Source organism: Kitasatospora sp. NPDC001261 (assembly GCF_042896795.1).
Classification (GTDB): Bacteria; Actinomycetota; Actinomycetes; order Streptomycetales; family Streptomycetaceae; genus Kitasatospora.
Window position 1 is genome coordinate 250,213 of sequence record NZ_JBIAXP010000005.1, and the last position, 25,352, is coordinate 275,564.

The 25,352-nt window shown below is 74.0% G+C and carries 2 protein-coding genes; one reads left to right on the plus strand and one right to left on the minus strand.

What is annotated here, in order from left to right; all coding sequences use genetic code 11:
• Complete coding sequence (locus ACFY4B_RS09165) at nucleotides 1-24,921, minus strand: EndoU domain-containing protein (RefSeq protein WP_387967012.1); 24,921 nt, start codon at nucleotides 24,919-24,921, stop codon at nucleotides 1-3.
• Nucleotides 24,922-24,994: 73 nt separating this feature from the next.
• On the opposite strand from ACFY4B_RS09165, the gene ACFY4B_RS09170 reads away from it, so the two are divergent.
• The coding region (locus ACFY4B_RS09170) for a hypothetical protein (protein ID WP_387967013.1) at nucleotides 24,995-25,352 on the plus strand (358 nt) is incomplete at its 3' end.

Consider the following 25,352-nt stretch of genomic DNA (forward strand, 5'->3'; position numbering starts at 1 on the left):
CTACAGGCCGCGCAGGGCATGGCGCACCGTCCTCACGTCGAAGCAGTCGTCGCGGACGACGTGGGCCTCGTGGAAGATCCGGCCGGCGAGGAACTCGAGGTCCCCGTCGCCCGTCGGCACGCCCAGCAGGCGGCGCACGTCCTGGCCGATCAGCCGGTCGGCCAGCTCGTTCACCAGGGAGTTGGCCTCGTGCAGCGGGGTGGTCGCGGTGATCCGCGTCCGCGTCCGCGCGATCCTGGCCAGGACGCCCCGCACGGCGGCCCCGGTCGGGTCCGGCAGGGCGGAGACGGCGTCCCGCAGGCCGTCCAGGGACCGCTCGACCGCGGCCGGGTCCGGTGCGGGGTCGCGGAGCGGCTCCAGCAGGTCCAGCAGGGCGGCGGCCAGCTCGGCCCGGGCCTGCTCCGCCAGGGCGGCCTCCTCCCCCGGGTCCGCCGAGGAGCCGTGGAGGACGTACCCGGCCCGGAGCAGCAGTCGGGCGTCCTCCTCGTGCGGGAGCCCGGCGAACAGCTCCGACGGCAGGGCCGCCACCAGCGCGTCCGCCTCGGCCAGCAGGTCCGCCGCCACGTGCTCGGGGGCGAGCCACTCCCGCAGCATCGGCAGCAGCCGGCCGCGCTCCTGGCGGTAGGCGCGGTTGAGCAGTGCGCGGACGGTGTCCCAGGGGATCCGGGACTCCCGCGGGTCCGACGGCGAACCGGCCCGGACGGCCGAACTCGCGTACGGGGGGCGGCCGGTGAGGCCGGTCCCGTCGAACCGCAGGCCCCCCAGCGCGGGCAGCGGCGGCGGCCCGGCGGGGACCACCGGCGGCGGGGTCGCGGACACCGGGGCGGAGCCGGTGCTGGCCGGGTCGGCCTGGACGGCCGGGGCCGCACCGAAGGCCGCCGGCGGCCGCACCGGCGGCGCCGCGGCCGGGGTGACCGGGGCGACCGGGGCCGCCTCCACGACGGCCGGCTGCTCCTGCTCGACGGCCTCGTGCGGCCCGTCGTTCCCGGGCTCCCGGAGCTGCCGCCCGGTGGCCGGGCGCAGCGCCATGAGTGCCGGAGGCTGCTGCCCGGCGAGGCGCGGTCGGCGCTGGTTCTCGAAGGTCTGGCCCGGCGTGCCCGCGAAGCGGACGATCCGGCCGTCCTCCAGCGTCACCCGGAGTTCCACCCCGGCGAACCGCCCGGTGACCGTGCCTGTCCGCCCGTCCCCGAGCTCGGCCAGGTGCTCCCGCGCGACCATGCGCGCCGCGTGCCCGCCCTCGGCGGCCGTCCACGCGGCGGGCAGTCCCCCGGGCCTCTCGGCTCCCTCGGCCCGCTCGTCCGCGAGGGCGAGCGCGCGAGCGAGGGCCGGGTCGAGGGCCGGCGCGTCGATGCCCGCCGCCTCCAGGTCCTGGAGGCGGGTACGGGTGGCCGGGCGCTCGCCCGTGCCCGGGGTCACCGGGGTGAGCAGCGGCGGCTCCGGCGCGGGTGCGCCGTGCAGTCCGGCGACCAGTTCCTCGGCCTCCTCCAGCCGCGACCGCAGCTGCCGCACGAAGGCGCTCGGGAAGGACGAGACCGGCGGCATCGCCTCCGGATCGTCCGCCTCGGGGACGAACCGGAGCCGGATGCGAACCGGCCGGCCGCCGGGCTGAGCCGTGGCCGGGAACAGCTCCGCGGCCTGCTCGTCGGCGAGCCGCTGGAGCCCGGCCCGCTCCTCGGCGGTCAGGTCGCCGTGGTCCCGCACCTGGACGACCAGTTCGGTGTCCGGCAGGCCGGCCCCGCCCGGCCGTACGCGGCGGTAGCCGATGGAGTAGTCGACGTCGTCCCGCACCAGGGGACGCTCCCAGACCGGGACCGCCCCGGCCCCGGTCTCCCGACGGGACCGCTGCCAGTCGGTGGGCCGGTGGACGAGGTGCCGCCCGTCCCGGGTGACGCCCTCGATCCACACGTCGTGGGCCACCCCGACCCAGCGCACGGCGCCGTCCGGCAGCACCTCCTCGAACAGCCTTTCCTGGTAGGCCCGGTCGACCCGCTCCAGGACGTCCTCGGACACCCAGGACTCGGGGTAGAAGGTCCGGGCCTCCTGGTTCTCGGGGCGGCGCCACCGGGACGGGAACTCGCTCAGCGGCGCGCCCGGCGCGATCCCCGGGTCCAGGAAGTACACCGGCGCCCGGTAGGTGCCGTTGGCCCGCGGCGGCCGGACCGGCCCGAGGTGCAGGCCGTGGTCCGCCGGGTCCACCGCGAGGGCCCCGCGGAGCCGGGCGCGGTGGTGGAAGCCGGTGAGGGTGTGCCGGTCCCCGTAGCGGTTGAGGTCCTCGACCCGGTGGCCGAAGGGCAGCGTGGCGGGCTCGGGCGCGGGGGCCGTCGCGGTGAGCCCGGACTGGTCCTCGGCGGGGCGGAAGGAGATGAACTCCCCCGACCGGATCCGGCCTTCGATGCGCACGCCGTCGTACTCGCCGACCCAGCGCTGCGCGAGGTCTCCGCGCCCGCTGATCCCGCCGGTGCGGCGGGCGTGCAGGTAGGCCTGCCGCGCCGCGTACACCGCGTCCTCGGCCGTCCAGTGCGCGGGGAACATCGTCCGGTACCGGTCCAGCGCCGCTTCGCCCGCGTCGGCGCGGTACGTGCCGTTGGGGTTCTCCGCGCCGACCCGGGGCAGCCTGCGCCGCCCCGACTCCGCCGGCGGGGTCAGGTACCCGCCCGTCCGGTCCGGCCCGTCGAAGAGCGCGGTCCGCAGCGCGTCCTCGCCGAAGGCGGCCCGCACCGGGAACTCCCCGGCCGGCACCGGCCGGAGGTCCGTCCGGAAGACCCGGTCGAGGACCGCGCCCAGCTCGTTCAGGTTGTGCGGCCGGAGCGAGACCGCCGGGTTCGTGACGCCCAGCTCCACCGGGTGCCCGGCGTCGTACCAGACCCGGCCGTAGATGTCGCTCCCGGGCGCGGTCATCAGACCGAACTCCGGGTGGACGGGCCGCGGGCCGGCCCCTTGGCGCCGGTACTCGTCGGCCAGGCCGAGCAGGTGGCCGACCTCGTGGCCGATCACCCTCGGCGGGGAGTCCACGCCCCAGTGCTGGGCGTGCTCCTGGGAGGTGTAGGAGCGCACCTCGACGACGTGGTGGGCGCTCTCCCGGTCGACGAACCGGATCGCGACCTCCAGCAGGCTGCCGTCGGGCAGCCGCAGCCCCTGGCCGAAGACGTCCCGGACGCCCGCCTCGGCGTTGAGCCGCACCCGGTCGAGGTCCCGCTCGGCCTCGGCGCGGCTGCCCACCAGGCCGTCGGCCTCCAGGTGGACCCGCACCGTCAGGACGGTGCGGGTGTCCCCGTCGGCGTCCACCACCCGCCGGACCTCGTACGACTGGATGAACTGGGCCTGCAGCGAGCGCAGGAACCGGCGGACCGGCGGACGCACCTCCGCCGTGGCCAGCACCCGTACCGGCTCGGCCGGTTCGGTCGCGTCGAAGCGCTGCCCCGGCTCGGCCCAGTAGTCGATGATCTGCCGGTTGCGGACCAGCAGCCTGATCCGGACGTCGCCGTACGCGCCGGTGACGATCTCGTCCCCGTTGCGTTCCCTCGCCGCGCGGTTCTGCTGCTCGTACACCCACAGGGCCGCGTGGCGGGTCTGCTCCCGGGTCCATTCCGGGGGCAGCCCGGTGCCGCCCTCCCGCCTGGCCTGCTCGTCGAACACGCGCAGCTGGTCCGGGGTGAGCACCGGGGCCCCGTCGAGCGACGGGACCTCGACCGCGCCGGCGCCCGGCGCGTGGGCGGGCGCCACCAGGCCGCGCTGGTCGGCGGCCGGGCGGAAGGCGGTGACCGTCCCGTCCTCGTCCGACCTGCCCTCGATCCGGACGCCCTCGTACACGCCCTGCCAGAAGATCCCGTCCTCGGTCACCTGGAAGGTCTCGTTGCGGACCGCGTCGACGGCCGCCTGCTCGACGGCGTACCGGGCCTCGGCGGCGGTCCAGTGCTCGGGGAACAGGGTGCGCCGGCCCGCGCCGGTCTCCACCAGCAGGGTGCCGTTGGCGTGACGGCGCACCAGCTCCAGCTGTTCGGCCCCCTCCTCGCCGATGGCCGACGGCAGGTGGCCGCCCCGCCTCCCGACGGCCGGGCCGAGTTCGGCCTCCAGGACGCCGTCGGCGAACTCCGTCCGGGGCGACTCGCCGTCCTCGGTGTCGTGCCCGAGGCGGCCCAGCCGGTCGTCCGCGAGCTCGCCGAGTTCGCGCAGGACGCGGACCGACGGCGCCGGGACGACGTGGGTCGTGCCGCCGCCCGCGTACTCCGTGACGGAGATGTCGAAGGCCCGGCCCAGCTGGTGGACCAGCGCGTCCCGGGAGATCTCCAGGTGCCAGTTCCCGGCGTCCTGGGCGACGCTCCGCTCGTGCAGGAGCACCGTCCGGTGCGGATCGCCGGTGGCGTCCACGAACTCCACCCGCACCAGCAGCGGGGTGCCGTCCGGGAGCCTGGTGCGGTTGTCGAACCGCGCGGCGGCGTCCCGGATCCGCGCGCCCAGCGCGGCGACCCTGGCCCGGGCGTCCTCCCCGGTCAGGCCGGAGCCGTCCAGGTGGACGCGCAGGACGAGGACGGTGACGTCCTCGCCGCCCGGTACGAGCGGGCCGCGCCGGAGCTCGAACGGCTGCGCCGCCGGGTCGTCCGGTACGGCCTCGGCCGAGGCGTGGCCCGGCAGCAGCGCCGTCGCCGGGTCCTGCGCCGGCTGCGGGATCGCGCCGGCGGGCGCGGAGGACGAGGACGACGACGAGGAGGAGGACTCGGGAGCGTGGCGCGGGCCGGTCGGGAAGACCAGGCCCTGGCCGGACGGCTCGGGGACGGCCTTGGTGAACTGGGCCGGGACACTCCGGTCCGGCAGGCCGCGGAAGTCCACGATCCGCCCGTTCTCGGTCCGGACCTCGATCGGGACGCCGTTGAAGCGGCCCTTCACGAGCTCGCGCCGCCGGCCGCGCCAGCCGGCGAGCACCTGGAGCGCCGCGTACCTGCCCTCGCCCGGCGTCCAGCCGGTCGGCAGTCCCCGCCCGGCGTTCCCCGCGAGCGTCGGGGCGAAGGCCCCGTCGATCATCCACTGCTGCCCCGCCATCTCGGTGACGGTGGCCGGGCGGGTGCCCGTTCCGGGCTCCGCGGGCTCGGTCAGCTCCGGTTCGACGAGCGCCTGCTGTCCGTACCCGGCCTGCGCCCTGGCGGTGGCCGTGGCCGGGCCCGCGCTGCCCGCGACCGTCACGGAGAACCCGGGCGTCAACGCCCCGGCCACACCGGGCAGGAGCACGTCCAGCCCGGCGCCGTCGGGGAGGGAGTCCGCCCCGGCCACCGCGCCCGGAAGGGCGTCCGCCTCCGTGTCGACGAAGTCGAGGGTCAGCAGGACCGGCGGGTCGCCGGCGGCGCGGTGCTGCCGGACGAAGTCGTCGGCGGCCCGCTGGAGCCGCTTGCGGGCGTCCGCGACCGCCGCGGGCGTGGTGCCCGCCGCGACCCTCAGGTGCACCGGTGCCGCGACCTCGATGCCCAGCTGTCCGTCCACCGTCCGGACGCGGCGGCCGCGCAGGCCGGGCCCGGTGGACCCGTCCGCCGCCGGGGGCGCGTACCAGTCGGTGAGCGGCTGCCGGGCGGTCGGACGGTGCGTCAGGTGCCGGCCGTCCCGGGTGATCCCCTCGATCCGCACGCCGTCGGCCTCGCCCACCCAGCGCTCGGCCCCGGAGTCCAGCGGCTCGGAGGTGTGCCGGGCCGCGTACGCCCGCTCCACGGCGGACAGGACGCGCGACGGCGTCCACGCCTTCGGGTAGAGGGTGTGGGTCTCCCCGTCCGCGTGCTGGTGCCACCGCGACGGGAACTTCGCCATCGGGGCGCCTGGGGTCACGGCCGCGTCGAGGAACCAGACGTCGGCCCGGTAGGTGCCGTTGTCGTTCTCCGCGAGCACCGAGCCCACCTTGACGCCGTGCGCCGTGGCGGCCGCCTTCTCCGGCTCGGCGTGGACGCCGGTGAGGGTCTGCCGGTCGCCGTACCGGACGAGGTCCTCGACCCGGGCGCCGAAGGCCCCACCGGTCGGGCGCCACGGCATGTACGCCGGGGTGTCCAGCCCGCTCTGGTCGTCGGAGGGACGGAAGGAGACGAACTCCCCCGCCCGGATCCGGCCCTCGATCCGCACCCCGCCGTACTCGCCGACCCAGTGGTGGGAGTGCAGGCCGGTCGCGGTGACCCGGCCGGTGCGCAGGGCGTGCTGGTACGCCTGCTCGGCGGCGTACACCGCGTCGTCCGCCGTCCAGTGCTCGGGGAACACCGTCCGGTTCCGGCGCGGCCCGGGCAGGTCGCCGGCCAGGGCGCCGACCTGCGTGGCCGCCGCGTCGGCGGGCCCGCCGACCACCTTGAACGTCCCGTTGCGCTCCTGCGACCCCGGCACCCGCTCCGGCCGGGGGCGCGTCGACCCCCGCGGCGGCACCAGGTGGCCGTCCCGCCCGCCCGGACCGCCGTACAGGGCGCGCCGCAGCACCTCCTCGCGGAACCGGGCCCGGGTCGGCGCGTCGCCGACCGGCGTCGGGCCGCGGTCCTCGCCGAAGGCCTCGTCCACCACCCCGCCGAGCTGCCGCAGGTTGCGGGCGGCCGGCGGCGCGAAGGGGGCGAGGACCTCCAGCGGGCCCTCGTGGAAGTGGTTCATGTCCAGCCAGGGGCGTCCGAACCGGTCGGTCTGCCGGCCGCCCATGATCCCGCTGTCGTCCGGATGGATCGGCCGGGGCGTGGAACCCGCCTCCCGGTACTCGTCGTCCAGGCCGAGCAGGTGGCCGATCTCGTGGGCGATCGTCCGCGCCCCGGTGTTCAGGCCCCAGGTCCGGTGGTTGGCCCGGTCCTGGCGCTCCCGGACGGCGACCGTGTGGTGCGCCGTGGAACGGTCGGGGACGAACTCGACCTCGACCCGCAGCAGATCGCCGCTGGGCAGCCGCTGCCCGGTGTTGTAGACCTTCTCGACCCCCTCCCGGCCCGCCTCCCGGAGAGCCTCCACGGCCGCGGCCGTCGGCCCGTCCGCGAGGTCCAGCCTCGCTTCGAGGTCCAGGTACAGCCGGACGGTCAGCACCGTCTCGGTGTCCCCGTCCGGCAGCCGGACCCGGCGGGCGTCGAAGGACTCCAGCTCCCGGGCGGTGATGGCCCGGATGAAGGCGTCCTGCGGCGGCCTGACCTCCTGCGCGGGGACCAGCACCGCCTCGGTGCCGGCCACCGGGGCGGTCAGCTGCGGCCGCAGCTTCTGGTGCGGCTCGCCCCAGACGTCGGTGATGACGCCGTCCTCGACCCGGACGTTCAGCCGCACCCCGGCGAACCGGCCGCGGCGGACCTCGGGGGCCGGACGGCCCGCGGCCGCCTCGCCGACGACCTCGGCCGTCCCCGTCCGCAGCACGTGGTGGGCGGCGTACCGGGCCTCGGCGGCGCCCCACTCCGGGGGCAGCCCCCGGCCGGGGCGGTCCCAGGCCGGAGCCGTGAACGACGGGCGCAGCCCGGCCGTCCAGTCCCCGCCGACGTGGACCTCCCGCACCGGCGGGGACTTGCGCAGCTGCGTCCCCGTCACGAACTCCAGGTCGACCGTTCCGGCCGCCTCCCTGAACTGCCGCGGCAGCACCTGCGCCAGGGTCGGCACCGCGCCCGGCGCGACCGGGAGCGTGGTGACGCCGTCGCCCGCCTCCTCGGTGAACTCCACGCCCACGTTCAGCAGCCGGTCGAAGGCCCCGACCTGCTGCCCGGCCGTGAAGTCGGCCATGAGCGTCCGCACCTGCCGCCGCACCGCGTCCAGCTCGGCGGGCGTCATGCCCACGGACGGCTCCAGGTGCAGCCGGACGGTGAACTCGAAGCCGTCCTGCCCGCTGTCGAACCGCACCCGCTGGAGCAGTACGCCCGGGTACCCGAACAGGTCGACCCGGTCGCCCCGGCCGACCACCGCCTCCTCCTGCCACGCCGCGTACGGCGCGGGGGAGTTGGGGAGCGGGTGGTGGTACAGGATGTAGCCCTGCTGGTCCAGGACCGCCTCGACCCACAGGCTCCCGGACCAGCCGACCGCCCGGTCCAGGCCGTCCGGCCCCGGCGCGACGCTCGGATTGTTCCGCATCGCCGCCTGGACGTGCCGCAGGACCGTGTCGGCGCTCCAGTCCTCCGGGTAGTACGTCCACTCCGGCGCCGCCACCGGCCGCTGCCAGGCACCCGGGAACCGCGTGATCGGCGCCCCCGGGACCGCCGTCGGCTTCAGCTGCCAGCCGCCGTGGTCCCGCACGACCCCGTTGGGGTCGGTCTGCGGGCCCGGGCCGGGGCGCGGCGTACGGTCGGGGCGGAGCGGCTCGGCCGCCGTCCCCTGGGCGGTCGTGAAGGGCTGCCAGCCGGGGAAGTTCGCCGGGTCCGTCGCCGCGGGCGGCTGCGGCACGGCCTGCTGCTGGGGTGTGCCGCGGGTCGGCGCGGTGGTGCCGGCCGTCGTGCCGTCGGTGCCGTCGGTGCCGCCGGTCGGCGCGTGGAACTGCCGGCCGGGTGCCTGACCGGCCTGGCCGTCGGCCGTCTCCTCCTGTCCGGTCGCCTCCTCCTCTTCGGTCACCTGCTGCTGCCCCGCCGGTGCCGCGGTGGGCACCGTCGCGGCGGGCGGCGGCACGTCCTCGGGCCGCAGCATGCGCACCCGTTCGACGCCCGGCCTGGGCTTGGCCTCCTCCACCCTGACCAGCAGGCTGTCGGACCACGGCGGGAGGGCGACCGGAGTGCCGACCGGCTTCGTCGCCCCGTCGTACTTCTGGACGGTGCGCCACTGCACCCGTTCCCGCAGCTCGGGATGCCGGGCCAGGAAGCCGATCACCGTGTCCCAGAGCAGGTCGGGCCGCGGGTGCCGGGCGACCCGCGCGGCCACCTCGCTCAGCGCCAGCTTCCCGCTCTGGTAGGAGAGTTCGCGGATCAGCGTGTTGATGATGCGACGGGCCGCCAGCAGCGTGGCCTCGCGGTCGGGCACCTCGGGCAACTGGACGGCCGCCGCCGGCCGCTCCCGCGGCACCCAGGTGTTCCCGGTGCCGATCTCGAAGATCTCCGAGGGGACCAGCGGGAGCGCTTCAGGGCCGTCGAGCCCCAGGCCGTGCGCCAGGTCCGCCCAGATGTTGACACCGGTCCCGCTCAGGTAGAGGACCGCGTTCTTCTCCCCGTCGTCCGTGTGGCGCTGCGCCTCGGCGGGGACCTTCCCCACCCACTCCTCCGCCTCCTCGAACTCCTCGGCGGTGATGTGCGCCCGGTCGCGGGACTGGAAGTACATCCCGCGGACGGTGTTCTCGTGCGAGCTGCGCAGGTAGTTACGGCGCAGAACCTCCAGGTGCTGCTCCACACCCGGGTGCCTGGCCGGGGCGATCAGCACCGCGTTCGCCATGCCCGCGTTGCCGACCTTCGCGACGGCGAAGCTCCGCCGGGCGTTGACGATCCGCTCGACCACCGGGGCGGGGTCGGCCTGGAGCCGGTTGTCGCCGTCGGTGTAGATCCCGCCGAACCGGTCCAGGACCTCCAGTCGCAGGATGTCGCTCGCCGAGGCGTACCCCTGCCCCAGGCCCTTGGCGGTCTCCATCTTGTAGGCCGCTTCGAGGCTCATCGGCGCCTCGGCCGAGAAGACCTCGTCGACGTTGACCAGCACCACGTTCCCGTGCGGTCGGGTCGCCGCCCACTCCACCATGGCGCGTACGGTGGCGAGTTCGGGCGTGTCCCGGTCCGTCTCCGCGGCCGCACTGGCCTCGGCGACCCGCGCACGGGTGACATCCGTCCAGATCACATGGGTGAACCCCCGGCCCGGACCGTCCGCCGAGTCCTGCACATTGGTCATGAACGGACCGGTGTGCTCGTTGTCCATCGACAACGGGCCGCCCAGCCAGATCGAGTGCACCAGGCGGGGAATCCGCACCCGCTTCCGCAGAAATGCCGAACCGGTACTCCGCGACATCGTCTGGAACCGTCCGGACTCGACGACCGAACCCTGCTCCAGGCCCAGGGCCTCCGGGGCGAGGCTCTCGGCCGTCGGCGCCGTTCCGCTCGCCAGGTCCAGTACCCGGAAGAACGCCACCCGGGACTCGGACTTCAACTTCCGGTAGTCGTAGCCCTGGAGGAACTCCGGGGCGGCCGGGACGACCCGGTCACCGAACACGTCCGGACCCAGCAGACCCACCGGCGCCACCGACGCCTGCGGAACCCCGGGCATCAGGCCGATCAGCTCGTCGATCAAATCCTGGGCCGAGAAACGGAGTTCCGGCTGCACGACGACCTGAACCGGCACCGACGGCTGGGCAGATCCCGATCCCGATCCCTCTCCCTGGTTCCCGGGGTACTGGGGCCGCCGCGAACGCGCGATCGCCTCCTCCAGATCAAGCCGCTCCAGGTTGTCCAGGTCCTCCTCGGCGGCCTCGTCGACCCTGCCCTTGCCCTTGTCCGTACGGGAGTTCGCGGCCGGTAGCTCGTCCTCCTCCTCGCCCTCGACGTCCGTCTCCTCGACGCCCGTCATCGCGACGTCCGTCGAACTCTGCGACGGCACCAGGGGAACGCTGGCACGCGGCGCCGGGCCCGCCTCGGAGGCGCCCATCGACTCGTCCGAGGCCTGGGCGGACTCAACGCCGTTCGGGGTGAAGCGGATCCAGGCACCCGGCCTACCGTCGGCGGCCGGGTACATCAGGAACCCGGCGTCCGCGTCCAGGTCGGTCGACAGCGCCGCGATCCTCCCGGTCGGCGCCCACACCACCCGGCCCGTCGCATCCGCAACCTCCTGCGCCAGCGACAACCCGCCGTCCGAAGCGGGCAGCGCCGCGTCGCACGCGGCCAGCACGATCTCGTCACCCGCCGCCAACTGCTGAATGCTGGGCCTGCGCCGCAGCGTCCGGGCCAGCCCCGTAGCAGTGACCTTCACCGTACCGACCGGGCCGGACAACGGCAGCACCGCGAAGTCCCGGTTGCCGTGCAGCAGCGCGAGATAGCGCCGCCCACCGCCAGTGCCCCACGGCACCTTCCGGTACCCCGTGACCTCACGCCCCTGCCCGTCGACCTCCAGCAGCCACCGCCGCCCCAGGTCGAAGTTCCTCAACACCTCACGCCGCTGCGCGAGTTCGTCCTCCGTGTGGAACGCCCGACCCTGCGGAAGGCCCGAACCCGGCGCCGCGATCGTCAGACTCCGGACATCACCCAACCGCACACTGCCGCCACCGACCAGCGGCAGCTCCAGGTCCACATCCCACAACTCACCCGGCTCGACCGTGTCCGGCACCTCCGGCACACCGACCACCGGCGTCTCGGAGTCCGACGCCGAGCCCCCGGACTGGTCCGCCATCGGACGGGAACGCCCGAACAGGTTCTTCCAGCGCGACGGAGCCGAGGACTTGACCTTGGACCACAGGGCGTCGAGGCCCCCCTGCACCTCGCGCAGGGCCCCGAGCGCGGCGGCCAACTGCTCCTGCTCCTCCGGCAGCAGTCGCTCCAGCCCGTTCGGCGGCTCGGCCACCTGCGCGGTCGCGACCTTGTCCCGTTCGCCCCCGTACGCCCGGTGCAAGCGCTGCCGCAGGCTCAGGGCCAACTCGTAGGCGTCCACCAGCCTCCGCCCGAGGCTCGGCGACAGCACCTTCCCCTCGATCAGCTCCTGCAACCGATCGCCGGTGCTGAGCCGCCACGGCGTCTCCGGCTTCGCCACCGCCCGGTACGCGGCATAGAGGTGACGCGTGGCGACCGTCAACTGCCGCATGAAGTCGGCCTTGACGTCCACGCTGGTCACCTGCGCCAGCGCCTCCGGGCGCTGGAGGTCGGCGAACGCCTCCCGCAGGGCGAGCCACTCCACCTCGGGGGCGATGCGGCCGCCGCGCTCCTCCGTGAACCTCCGGAAGAGCTCCCGCTGGCCCTCGCTCGACGTGACGGCGGCGAGGGCCCCGGTGAGCTGCGCCAGCTCGATCAGCCGGGTGTCGTGCATGACACCGTGCTTGGGCCCCGGCTCATCTCCCGGAGCGGCGAGCGAGAACTCCAGGACGGCCTCCGGGTCGAAGACCGCCAGATTGGGGTTGAACCACATGGTGTCGGCCTGGAACGGTGCCGGCACCGTCCCGTTCACCGGCAGGAACGCGCGCGCCAGGTCCAGCCAGCCCGCCGCCAGGTTGGTCAGCGACCCCAGCCACACCGCGTCCGCCTGGGAGCCGAGCAGCCCGAAGTCCAGGTCGGCGGCCGGCGTCAGGTCCGTGCGACCGTAGCCCGCCACCGCCACCACCGCGTACGGCGCCGTCGGAACGCCCCGCATCGACTCACGGGCCCACACGACCGCATCCGTGAGGATCCCGTCGGCGAAGGCGGTCAACCGCCGGGCGAGGTCACGCGGAGACTCCCCCGCGGCCGCCACCGGCACCTCGTCCCGGATCTGCTGCGCCGCGAGGAGGGCCGTCAGCAGCAGCGCCACCATCGGCTGCTCACCCGGCCGCAGACCGTCCCGCAACGCCTGCGCCAGCAACCGGAGCACATCCAGACGCTGCGCCTGCGCCAGGCCGGCGAACGGCTGCTGGAAAGCACCCATCTGCAACGCCCGGCCGACGCCCTGCCGGTCCTCCGCACTCGCACCACTCGCGTCCAGCGCAGCAGCCAGGTCGTCCAGGCGCGCACCGATCGCGGCCCGCTCCCCCTCGTCCGCACCCACGGCGACCACCTGCTCGCGAGCCTGGTCCAGATCGGTCACCACCGGCACGACACCGTCGACGGACTGGACGGGGACCTGGAGCACCCCCGCCACTGCCCCCGTCAGGGCGGGCGGCGGCACCTCCTCGGGCGCCAGCATGCGCACCCGCTCGACGTCCGACCCGGCGGTGAACCCCGCCACCGGCTCGGACGCGGGCACCAGGAGACCGGCGGACCACGGCGGGAGCGCCACCGGCTGGTCGGCCGGCCCGGTTCCCGCGCCGACCTTCCGGACGGTGCGCCACCGCACCAGGTCCCGCAGCTCGGGGTGCCGGGCCAGGAACCCGATCACCGTGTCCCACAGCAGCTCGGGCCGCGGGTGCCGGGCGACTCTCGCCGCCACCTCGCTCAGCGCCAGCTTCCCGTTCTGGTACACCAGTTCACGGATCAGCGTGTTGATGATGCGACGGGCCGCCAGCAGCGTCGCCGCGCGGTCGGGCACCTCGGGCAGCTGGACGCCCGCCACCGCCGACGGCCTCGGCGGCACCCAGGTGTTCCCGACCCCGATCTCGAACACGCCCCGCTCGACCACGGGAAGCGCACCGGGGCCGCTGAGCCCCAGGCCGTGCGCCAGGTCCGCCCAGATGTTGACACCGGTCCCGCTCAGGTGGAGGACCGCGTTCTTCTCGTTCTCCTCCGTGTGGTTCTGGACCCAGACCGGGGGCCCCGCCACCACGTCCGCCTGCTGGAAGTTGGCCTCGGTGTTGTCCTCCTGCCCCCGGGGCCGGAAGTACTCCCCGCGGAAGGTGTTCTGGTGCGAGCTGCGCTGGTAGTTGCTTCGCAGCACCCTGAGGTGCTCCTGCACGGCCGTGTTCCCGGCCGGGGCGATCAGCACCGCGTTCGCCAGACCGCCCCTGGCGGTCGTGCCGGCCCTGGCGCCCGGCGCATCCGCCAGGCTGGCCGTGGCGACGGCGAAGTGCCGCTTGGAGTCGGCGATCCTCCTGACCTCGGGAACGGGGTTCTTCAACAGCCGGTTGTCGCCGTCGGTGTAGACCCCGCCGAACCGGTCCAGGACCTCCAGTCGCAGGATGTCGCTCGCCGAGGCGTACCCCTGCCCCAGACCCTTGGCGGTCTCCATCTTGTAGGCCGCTTCGAGGCTCATCGGCGCCTCGGCCGAGAAGACCTCGTCGACGTTGACCAGCACCACGTTCCGGTGCGTCCGGCTCCTCGCCCACGCCACCATCGCCCGTACGGTGGCGAGTTCGGGCGTGTCATCGCCCGTCCCAGCGGCCGCCGCGGCCTCGGCGACCCGCGCACGGGTGACGTCCGTCCAGATCACATGGGTGAACTCCCGGCCGAGACCGTCGGCCGATTCCTGCACGTTCGCCATGAAGGGGCCGGTGTGCGCGTTGCCCGCCGACAACGGGCCGCCCAGCCAGATCGAGTGCACCAGCTGCGGAATGCGCACCCGCTTCGGCAGGTGCATCGACCCCGACCTGCGACGCACCGTCTGGAGCGCCCCGGACTCGATGACGGACTCCGGGTCCTGGCCCAGGGCCTTCGGGGCGAGCCCCTCGGCCGTCGGCGTCGCCGCCTCGCTCGCCAGGTCCAGCGCCCGGAAGAACGCCGTCCGGGACTCCGACTTCAACTGGCCGTAGCCGTACCCCTGGAGGAACTCCGGGGCGGGCGGGACCACCCGGTCGCCGAACAGGTCCGGCCCCAGCATGGCCTCCAGCGGATCCGCGGGCGCCGCCGGCGCCTGCGGGCCGCCGGGCATCAGGCTGACCAGCTCGTCGATCAACTCCTGTGCGGTGAAGGGCGGTTCCGGCGCCTGCGCCTGCGCCTGCGCCTGGGTCGACCCTTCTCCCTGATTCTCGGGGAGCTGGGGCTGATCCTCCACGACGTCCGTCGTCGCGACGCCCGTCGAGCTCTGGGACGGCACCTGGGGAGCCGTGCCACGCGACACCGGGCCCGCCTCGGAAGCGCCCACCGGCTCGCCCGAGGCCTGGGCGGACTCAACGCCGTTCGGGGTGAAGCGGATCCAGGCACCCGGTGTACCGTCGGCGGCCGGATACATCAGGAACCCGGCGTCCGCGTCCAGGTCGGTCGACAGCGCCGCGATCTTCCCCGTCGGCGCCCACACCACCCGGCCGGTAGCGTTCGCCACCTCCTGCGCCAACGACGGCCCACCGTCCGAGGCCGGCAGCGCCGCGTCACACGCGGCCAGCACGATCTCGTCGCCCGCCGCCAGTTGCTGGACACTCGGCCGGCGCCGCAGCGTCCGGGCCAGCCCGGTAGCAGTGACCTTCACCGTACCGACCGGGCCGGACAGCGGCAGGACCGCGAAGTCCCGGTTCCCGTGCACCAACGCGAGGTAACGCCGCCCACCCGTTCCCCACGGCACCTTCCGGTACCCGGTGACCTCCTGGCCCTGCCCGTCGACCTCCAGCAGCCACCGCCGCCCCAGGTCGAAACTCCTCAACACCTCACGCCGCTGCGTGAGTTCGTCCTCCGTGTGGAACGCCCGACCCTGCGGAAGGCCCGTCCCCGGTGCCACGATGGTCAAGCTCTGGATGTCACCGAGGCGCACACTGCCGCCACCGACCAGCGGCAGCTCCAGCTCCGCGTCCCACAACTCGGCCGGCTCGACCGTGTCCGGCACCAGGCCGACGGACTGGTCCGCCACCGGACGGCGCCCGAACAGGTTCTTCCAGCGCGACGGAGCCTGGGCCGGGGGCCTGACCTTGACCCACAGGGCGTCGAGGCTCCCCTCCAGATCACGCAGGGCCCCGAGCGCGACGGCCAACTGCTCCTGCTCCTGCGGCAGCAGGCGCTCCAGCCCGTTCAGCGGCCCGGCCGCCGCCACCGTCGCGACCTTGTCCTGCTCACCCCCGTACGCCCGGTGCAGCCGCTGCCGCAGACTCAGGGCCAACCTGTAGGCGTCCACCAGCCTCTGGCCGAGCGCCGCCGGCAGCACCCGCGCCGTGATCAGCTCCTCCAGCCGCTCGCCGGTGCTGAGCCGCCACTCCGTCTCCGGCTTCGCCACCGCCCGGTAAGCGGCATAGAGGTGCCGCGTGGCGACCGTCAACTGCCGCATGAAGTCGGCCTTGACGTCGACGGTGTTCGCCTGCGCCAGCGTCTCCGGACGCCGGAGACGGTCGAACGCCTCCCGCAGGGCGATCCACTCCACCTCGGGGTCGAGGCGCTGGCCCCGCTCCTCCGTGAACGTCCGGAAGAGCTCCCGCTGGCCCTCCCGCGACGTGACGGCCGCGAGGGCACCGGGCAGCTGCGCCAGCTCGATCAGCCGCGTGTCGTGCATGACACCGTGTGTGGGCCCCGGCTCACCTCCCGGACCGGCGAGCGCGAACTCCAGCACGGCCTCCGGGTCGAAGACCACCAGGTTGGGGTTGAACCACAGGATGTCGGCCTGGAACGGCGCCGACACCGTCCCGTTCACCGGCAGGAACTGGCGGGCCAGGTCCAGCCAGCCCGCCGCCAGCTTGGTCAGCGACTCCAGCCACACCGCGTCCTGCTGGGAACCGAGCAGACCGAAGTCCAGGTCGGCGGCCGGCGTCAGGTCGGTACGGCCGTAACCGGCCACCGCCACCACCGCGTACGGCGCGGTGGCCTCACCCCGCATCGACTCACGGGCCCAGGCGACCGCATCCGCCATGATCCCGTCGGCGAACGTGGTCAACCGCCTGGCGAGGTCACGCGGAGACTCCCCCGCGGCCGCCACCGGCACCTCGTCCCGGATCTGCTGAGCCGCGAGGAGCACCGTCAGCAGCAGCGCCACCATCGGCTGCGCCCCGGGCCGCAGACCGTCCAGCAGGGCCTGGGCCAGCAGCTGGAGCACGCCCAGACGCTGCGTCTGCCCCAGGTCGGTGAAGGCCTGCCGGAAGGGCCCCATCTGCAAGGCCGTGCCGACGCCCTGCCGGTCCTCCGCGCTCGCGCCGCTCCCGTCCAAGGCCGCGACCAGCCGGTCCAGGCCCGCACCGATCGCGGCCCGCTCCCCCGCATCCGCACCCACGGCGACCAGCAGTTCACGGGCACGGTCCAGCTCGGACTGCTCCTGAACGACGGTCTCCACCACTGTGGCGACGCCGTCGACGGACTGGGTGGGAACCTGGAGCAGCCCCGCCGCGGGTACCGTCGAGGCGGGCGGCGCCACAGTCTCGGGCGCCACCATGCGCACCCGCTCGACGCCCGCCCTGGGCTTGGCCTCCTCCACCCTGACCAGCAGGCTGTCGGACCACGGCGGGAGGACGACCGGACTGCCGGTCGGCTTCGTCGCCCCGTCAAGCTTCTGGACGGTGCGCCACTGCACCCGTTCCCGCAGCTCGGGGTGGTGCGCCAGGAAGCCGATCACCGTGTCCCAGAGCAGATCGGGCCGCGGGTGCCGGGCGACCCGCGCGGCCACCTCGCTCAGCGCCAACTTACCGCTCTGGTAGGAGAGTTCGCGGATCAGCGTGTTGATGATGTTCCGGGCCGCCAGCAGCGTGGCCTCGCGGTCGGGCACCTCGGGCAACTGGACGGCCGCCGCTGGCTGCTCCCGCGGCACCCAGGTGTTCCCGGTGCCGATCTCGAAGATCTCCGAGGTGACCAGCGGGAGTGCGTCGGGGCCCTTGAGCCCCAGCGCCCAGATGTTGACACCGGTCCCGCTCAGGTACAGGACCGCGTTCTTCTCCCCGTCGTCCGTGTGGCGCGTCGGCTCGCCAGGGTCCGTCTTCACCCACGTCTTCGCCTCCCGGAAGTCGGCACCGGAAATGTGCGACGGCTTCCGGGACTGGAAGTACACCCCGCGGACGGTGTTCTCGTTCGAGCGGCGCAGGTAGTTACGGCGCAGTACCTCCAGGTGCTGCCGCACGGCCCGGTGTCCGGCCGGGGCGATCAGCACCGCGTTCGCCAGGCCGCCCTTGGAGGTCCTGGTGGTCTTTGTGAACCCGGTGGTCGTACCGATCGTGCTGGTCGTGGCGCTCGGCACCGTGGTCGCGGCACTGGCCCTGGCGACGGCGAAGCCCTGCTCGGACTCGACGATCCGCCGGACCTCGGAGTCCAGGTCCTTCAACAGCCGGTTGTCGCCGTCGGTGTAGACCCCGCCGAACCGGTTCAGGACCTCCAGTCGCAGGATGTCGCTCGCCGAGGCGTACCCCTGCCCGAGACCCTTGGCGGTCTCCATCTTGTAGGCCGCCTCCAGGCCCATCGGAGCCTCGGCCGAGAACACCTCGTCGACGTTGACCAGCACCACGTTCCGGTTCGGCCGGCTCCTCGCCCACTCCACCATGGCCCACACGGTGGCGAGTTCGGCCGGACCGTCGTCCGTCCCCGCGGCCGCCGCGGCCTTGGCCTCGGCGACCCGCGCACGGGTGACGTCCGTCCAGATCACATGGGTGAACCCCTCGCCGAGACCGTCCGCCGAGTGCTGCACATTGGTCATGAAGGGACCGGTGTGCTCGTTGTCCATCGACAGCGGGCCGCCCAGCCAGATCGAGTGCACCAGCCGCGGAATGCGCACCGGCTTCGGCAGGTGAATCGGGCCCGACCTGCGCGGCATCGTCTGGGACTGGTCGGACTCGACGACCGACCCCGAGTGCAGGCCCAGGGTATCCGGGGTGAGCTCCTGGGCGGTCGGCGCGGTCTCGCGCGCCAGGTCCAGCGCCCGGAGGAACCCCACCCGGGACCGCGACTTCAACTTCCGGTAGTCGTAACCCCGGAGGAACTCCGGCGCGACCGGAACGATCCGGTCGCCGAACACGTCCGGACCCAGCAGACCCACCGGCGCCACCGACGCCTGCGGAGCCCCGGGCATCAGGTCGATCAGCTCGTTGATCAACTCCTGTGCCGTGAAGGGCGCCTCCGGTTGCATGACGGTCGACACCTGGGCCTGGACAGACCCCGACCCCTCGCCCTGGTTCCCGGGGTGCTGGGGCTGCTGCGACCATGCGAACCCCTCCGCCGGATCCAGCTCTTCCAGGTCGTCCAGTTCCTCCAGGTCGTCCGCGTCCTCCTCGGACTCGGACTGTTCCTCCTCGGTGTCCTCGACGCCCGTCATCACGACGCCCGTCGAACTCTGCGACGGTGCCAGCGGAGCCGTGCCACGCGGCACCGGGCCCACCTCGGACACGCCCGCCGGGTGCGACTCCTCCGAGTCCTGGGAGGGATTGACACCGTTGGGCGTGAAGCGGATCCAGGCACCCGGCGTACCGTCGGCCGCCGGATACATCAGGAACCCGGCATCAGCGTCCAGGTCGGTCGACAGCGCCGCGATCTTCCCCGTCGGCGCCCACACCACCCGACCGGTAGCGTTCGCCACCTCCTGCGCCAGCGACGGCCCGCCATCCGAAGCGGGCAGCGCCGCGTCACATGCGGCCAGCACGATCTCGTCACCCGCCGCCAACTGCTGGATACTCGGCCTGCGCCGCAGCGTCCGGGCCAGCCCGGTAGCGGTCACCTTCACCGTACCGACCGGGCCGGACAGCGGCAGCACCGCGAAGTCCCGGTTGCCGTGCAGCAGGGCGAGGTAACGCCGACCGCCCGTCCCCCACGGCACCTTCCGGTACCCCGTCACCACACGTCCCTGCCCGTCGACCTCCAGCAGCCACCGCCGCCCCAGGTCGAAGTTCCGCAACACCTCACGCCGCTGCGCGAGTTCGTCCTCCGTGTGGAACGCCCGACCCTGCGGCAGACCCGTCTCCGGCGCCACGATGGTCAGACTCTGCACATCACCGAGGCGCACACTGCCGCCACCGACCAGCGGCAGCTCCAGATCCGCGTCCCACAACTCACCCGGCTCGACCGTGTCCGGCACCAGGCCGACGGACTGGTCCGCCACCGGACGGCGCCCGAACAGGGTCTTCCAGCGCGACGGCGCCGAGGACTGAACCTTGGACCACAGGGCGCCGAGGCTCCCCTGCACCTCGTGCAGCACCCCGATCGCGGCCGCCAACTGCTCCTGCTCCTCCGGCAGCAGACGCTCCAGCCCGTTCGGCGGCTCGGCCACCTGGGCCGTCGCGACCTCGTCCCGCTCACCCCCGTACGCCTGGTGCAACCGCTGCCGCAGACTCAGGCCGAGCACATAGGCGTCCACCAGCTGTCGGCCGAGCGGCCCCGACAGCACCTTCCCCGCGATCAGCTCCTCCAGCCGCTCGCCGGTGCTGAGCCGCCACGGCGTCTCCGGCTTCGCCACCGCCCGGTACGCGGCATACAGGTGCCGTGTGGCGACGGTCAGTTGGCGCATCAAGGCGGTCTTGACGTTGACGCTGTTCACCTGCGCCAGAGTCTCCGGACGCGGGAGGCCGGCGAGCGACTCCCGCAGGGCGGCCCACTCCACCTCGGCGTCCCCGCGCCCGCTCCGCTCCTGGGCGAACCTCCGGAAGAGCTCCCGCTGGCCCTCGTGCGACGTGACGGCGGCAAAGGCGCCGGTGAGCGGCGCCAGCTCGATCAGCCGGGTGTCGTGCATGACACCGTGCTTGGGCGTCAGCTCGTCCGCCGAAGCGGCGAGCGCGTGCTCCAGCACGGCCTCCGGGTCGAAGACCGCCAGGTTGGGGTTGAACCACATGATGTCGGCCTGGAACGGCGCCGCCGCCGACCCGTTCACCGGCAGGAACTGGCGGGCCAGGTCCAGCCAGCCGGCCGCCAGGTTGGTCAGCGACCGCAGCCAGGCCGCGTCCGCCTGAGCGCCGAGCAGACCGAAGTCCAGGTCGGCGGCCGGCGTCAGATCGGTACGGCCGTAGCCGGCCACCGCCACCACCGCGTACGGCGCAGTGGGCTCACCCCGCATCGACTCACGGGCCCAGGCGACCGCGCCCGCGAGGATCCCGTCGGCGAACGTGGTCAACCGCCCGGCGAGGTCGCGCGGGGACTCCCCCGCGGCCGCCACCGGCACCTCGTCCCGGATCTGCTGCGCCGCGAGGAGCACCGTCACCAGCAGCGCCAGCATCGGCTGCGCGCCGGGCTCCAGCCCGTCCCGCAGCGCCTGCGCCAGCAGCCGGAGCACCTCCAGACGCTGCGCCTGGCCCAGCCCGGCGAACGCCTGCTGGAAGGAACCCATCTGCAAGGCCGTGCCGACACCCTGCCGGTCCTCCGCACCCGCACCGATCTCGTCCAGCGCCGCGACCAGGTCGTCCAGGCGCGCGCCGATCGCGGCCTGCTCCGCCTCACCCTCGCCCACGGCGGCCAGCTGTTCGCGGGCCAGGTCCAGGTCGGTCACCGCCGGGACCACACCGTCGACGGCCTGGGTGGGGACCTGGAGCACCCCCGTCGCGGCGGGCGGCGCCACAGTCTCGGGCGCCACCATGCGCACCCGCTCGACACCCCGCCCGGTCTTGATCCCCTCGACCTCCCCGGACTCGGGCACCAGGAGGCCGGCGGACCACGGCGGGAGCGGCACCGGGGCGCCGATCGGCCTCGTCCCCGCGTCGTACTTCTGGACGGTGCGCCACTGCACCCGCGTCCGCAGCTCGGGGTGGCCGGCCAGGAAGCCGATCACCGTGTCCCACAGCAACGCGGGCTGCGGGTGCCGGGCGACCCTCGCCGCCACCTCGCTCAGAGCCAACTTGCCGTTCTGGTAGGAGAGTTCGCGGATCAGCGTGTTGATGATGTTCCGGGCCGCCAGCAGTGTCGCCGCGCGGTCGGGCGCCTCGGGCTGCTGGTCGCCCTCCGCCGGCTCCGCCTCCGCGGCCGGCTGCTCGCGCGGCACCCAGGTGTTCCCGACCCCGATCTCGAACACACCCGGCTCGACCACCGGGAGCCTGCCGGGGCCCTTGAGCCCCAGGCCGTGCGCCAGATCCGCCCAGATGTTGATGCCGGTCCCGCTCAGGTAGAGGACCGCGTTCTTGTCCCGCTCCTCCGTGTGGCCCTGCACCCAGACGGGGTCCTCCCCCGCCATCTTGTCCGCCTCGCGGAAGTCGGTCTTGGACACGGACATCCGGTCCAGGTACTGGAAGTAGCCTCCGCGGACGGTGTTCTCGTGCGAGCTGCGCAGGTAGTTGCGGCGCAGCACCTCCAGGTGCTGCCGCACGGCGCGGTGCCCGGCCGGGGCGATCAGCACCGCGTTCGCCATGCCGGCGTTGCCGACCTTGGCGACGGCGAAGCCCTGGTCGGAATCGACGATCCTCCTGAGCTCCGGGGCGGGGTCGGTCCGGAGGCGGTTGTCCCCGTCGGTGTAGATCCCGCCGAACCGGCGGAGGACCTCCAGTCGCAGGATGTCGCTCGCCGAGGCGTACCCTTGTCCCAGGCGCTTCGCCGTCTCCATCTTGTAGGCCGCTTCGAGGCTCATCGGCGCCTCGGCCGAGAAGACCTCGTCGACGTTGACCAGCACCACGTTCGGTCGGGTCCCCGCCCACGCCACCATGGCGCGAACGGTGGCGAGTTCGGGCGAGTCGTCGCCCGTCCTCAGGGCCGCCGCGGCCTCGGCGACCCTCGCACGGGTGACGTCCGTCCAGATCACATGGGTGAACCCCCGACCCGGACCGTCCGCCGAGTCCTGCACATTGGTCATGAACGGACCCGTGTGCTCGTTGTGCATCGACAGCGGGCCGCCAAGCCAGATCGAGTGCACCAGGCGGGGGATGCGCACCCGCTTCGGCAGACGTACCGAACCGGTACTCCGCGGCATCGTCTGGAACCGTCCGGACTCGACGACCGAATCCTGCTCCAGGCCAAGGGCCTCCGGGGCAAGGCCCTCGGCCGTCGGCGCCGTTCCGCTCGCCAGGTCCAGCGCCCGGAAGAACGCCACCCGGGACTCCGACTTCAAGTTCCCGTAGTCGTAACCCCGGAGGAACTCCGGCGCGGGCGGAACGACCCGGTCACCGAACACGTCCGGACCCAGCAGGGGCTCCAGCGGATCCAGCAGCACCGCCGGCGCCTGCGGCGCCCCGGGCATCAGGCCGACCAGCTCGTCGATCAACTGCTGCGCCGTGAACGGCGCCTCCGGCTGCACGGCAACCGGCGCCGGCAGCTGAGTCGGCACCTGAGCCGACGCCGACCCCTCCGCCGGGGAGACCTCGTCGAGAGCCTGCGTGGGGACCTGGAGGAGCTTCGCCTCGGCCTCGGGCGTCAGCGCCGCCCCGGTCCGACTCCCGGACGCGGCCGACGCCGAGGTGATCGGACCCCCGCCCCCGCTCGACTCCTGCCGGAGCCGCGTCGACAGCTCGATCGCCGCCGCCAGCTCGCGGGCCTCCCGGGCCTCCATCTGCGCCCAGGTCTCGTCCGGGTTCGGAGCCCGCAGAACCGTGATCTCCTCCTCGGGCTCCTTCACGACGGGCTTGCCGGGCTTGCCGGCCTCGACAGTCTCAACCGGCTCGACGGCCAGGCCCTTGCCCTTGTCCCCGACCGGTCCGGTCTTCGAGACGGCGGACGCCTCTGCCTCGAAGGCGACCCTCCCGCCGGGCCGCTCCGGAAGGTTCCGGGGGAACGTCGGCATGAGGCCCTGCCGAGCCAACGAGCCCACGTTGATGCCGAGTTCGCGCGCCAGCTCGTGCCAGGCCTCGGCCTCGGCGGCCACCAGGTGGGGTGCCAGGTAGCGGTCCATCGCCTCGAAGTCCGCCGGCCCCGTGTACTCGCGCATGGGCTTGCGCAACGCGGCATCGGCCCGCTGGGTGATCCGGGCCCTGGCCTCGGCGAAGGAGATCTCCCCGATCGTCCCGGAGTTCCCACCCGACTTGTCCCGCAGGTCCTGCAACAGCTCCCGCCACCGGGCGTCCTCGGCGGCCGCCGCCTCCGCTCGCCGGCGGTCGGCCCGGGCCTCGGCCTCCGCGACCTGCGCCTTCGTCCGCTCGGACGCCTCCCGCTCGGCAGCGGCCCGCTCCCGCCGCTCCGCGGCCAGCTCCGCCCGCCGCTCCGCCTGCTTCTCCGCCGCCTGGCGCGCCTCCTCGGCACGCTGCTCCGCCAGCTTCCGGGTCTCCGGATCCTGCCGCTTGTGCTCCAGCCAGCGGTCCATGACCTCCGCGTGCTTCTGCGCCGTCAGCCGGGCCTCCTCGCCCCGCACCTCCGGCGTAGGCTTCTCCGGCACCCGGGGCCGGGCAGCCGATCCGGCGCCGGGCTTCTCCACCGCCGCCGCATCGGCCTCGGCCTTGGGCGTCACCCAAGCCTTCCCGGCGGCCTCCCGCTTCGTCGCGGCCTCCCGCATCTCCGACGGCGACTTGACCCGCTCCGACGAAGCCGAACCCCCCACCGCCGCACCGGACTTCTCGGACGCCCCAGCAGGCTCCTCACCCTTGGGCGTCACCCAATCCTTCCCCGCAGCCTCCCGCTTCGCCGCGGCCTCCCGCATCTCCGACGACTCCGCCGACTCCGACGGCGACTTGACCCGCTCCGACGAAGCCGAACCCCCCACCGCCGCACCGGACTTCTCGGACACCCCAGCAGGCTCCTCACCCTTGGGCGTCACCCAAGCCTTCCCCGCAGCCTCCCGCTTCGCCGCGGCCTCCCGCTTGTCCGTCAACTCCGCCGACGACTTGACCCGCTCCGACGAACCCGAACCCTCAACCCCCGCACCGGACTTCACCTTCGCCCCAGCAGGCGCCTCACCCTTGGGCTCCGTCGCCCAGGCATTCCCCGCGGCCTCCCGCCTCGCCGCGGCCTCCCGCTTGTCCGTCAACTCCGCCGACTCCGACGGCGACTTGACCCGCTCCGACGAACCCGAACCCTCCACCCCCGCACCGGGCTTCGCCTTCGCCCCCGCGTTGCCGGCCTCGGACCCCGCACCCGCCTTCGCCGCTGCCGCCGCATCGGCCTCGGCCTTGGCCTTGGCGATCCGGGCGTTCGCCGCGGTCTCCTGCTTCGCCGCCAGCTCCGACTGCGGACCCCGGCTGTTCGTCGATGTCTCCGCGTTCGGGAACTCCTGCTGGGATCCGCTCCGCGGGCCGGTTCGGTTCGACGCTCCGGCGTCCTCGGAGACCCGCGGACCCTCGCCGAGACGATCGCCCCGGCCGGAGAAGGGTTCCGTCTTGCTCACGGGCTTCTCGGTGGACGATCCGACCTTGGTCGAGCCGCCCGCCCCGGATTCGGTCGGCTTGGCCTCGGTGACGGTCTTCACGTTGGAGCCGCCGGGTCGCATCCCCGACTCCGAGGTGCTGCTCCTCGGCCCCGCCCCGTCCTGGGGGCCATCGGCGAGGGTCCTCACCTTCTCGGGACCGAACGGCCGCACGGTGGGCTTCTTCGGCGCCGAGCCCTCGGACTTCGTCGTCGTCCCGTCCTGCCGGCCGTTCTGCCGCGTCTGGTCCGGGGTGGGCCGGTCCCCCTTGCCCGGGGCCTCGCCCGCGGAGGGCTTCTGCTTCGACCCGTCGGTGCCGCCCTCGTGCTCCCTCGGCGAGGGGGTGTCCGCGTCCCCCGACTTCTTGAGGTCGTCCATGGTCGTCGACCTGCGGTCGCCCGAGTCCCGGGATACCCACTTCTCACCGGGCTTGCCGTCCAACGTGGACCCGGTGCCCCGGTCGACCAGCGGCTTCTCCTTCGGCGACCCGCCCTTCACCGGACCATCCGCCGGCAGGTCGCTCACAGTCATCAACCTGCGGTCACCCGAGTCCCGGGACACCCACTTCTCACCGGGCTTCCCGTCCAACGTGGACCCGGAACCCCGGTCGACCAGCGGCTTCTCCTTCGGCGACCCGCCCTTCACCGGACCATCCGCCGGCAGGTCGCTCACGGTCATCGACCTGCGGTCACCCGAGTCCCGGGACACCCACCTCTCACCGGGCTTCCCGTCCAACGTGGACCCGGAACCCCGGTCGACCAGCGGCTTCTCCTTCGGCGACCCGCCCTTCACCGGACCATCCGCCGGCA

What these genes read in the sequence shown, in the direction of transcription:
- ACFY4B_RS09165 (WP_387967012.1), bottom strand. Translation starts at nt 24,921, where the DNA reads ATGGACGACCTCAAGAAGTCGGGGGACGCGGACACCCCCTCGCCGAGG.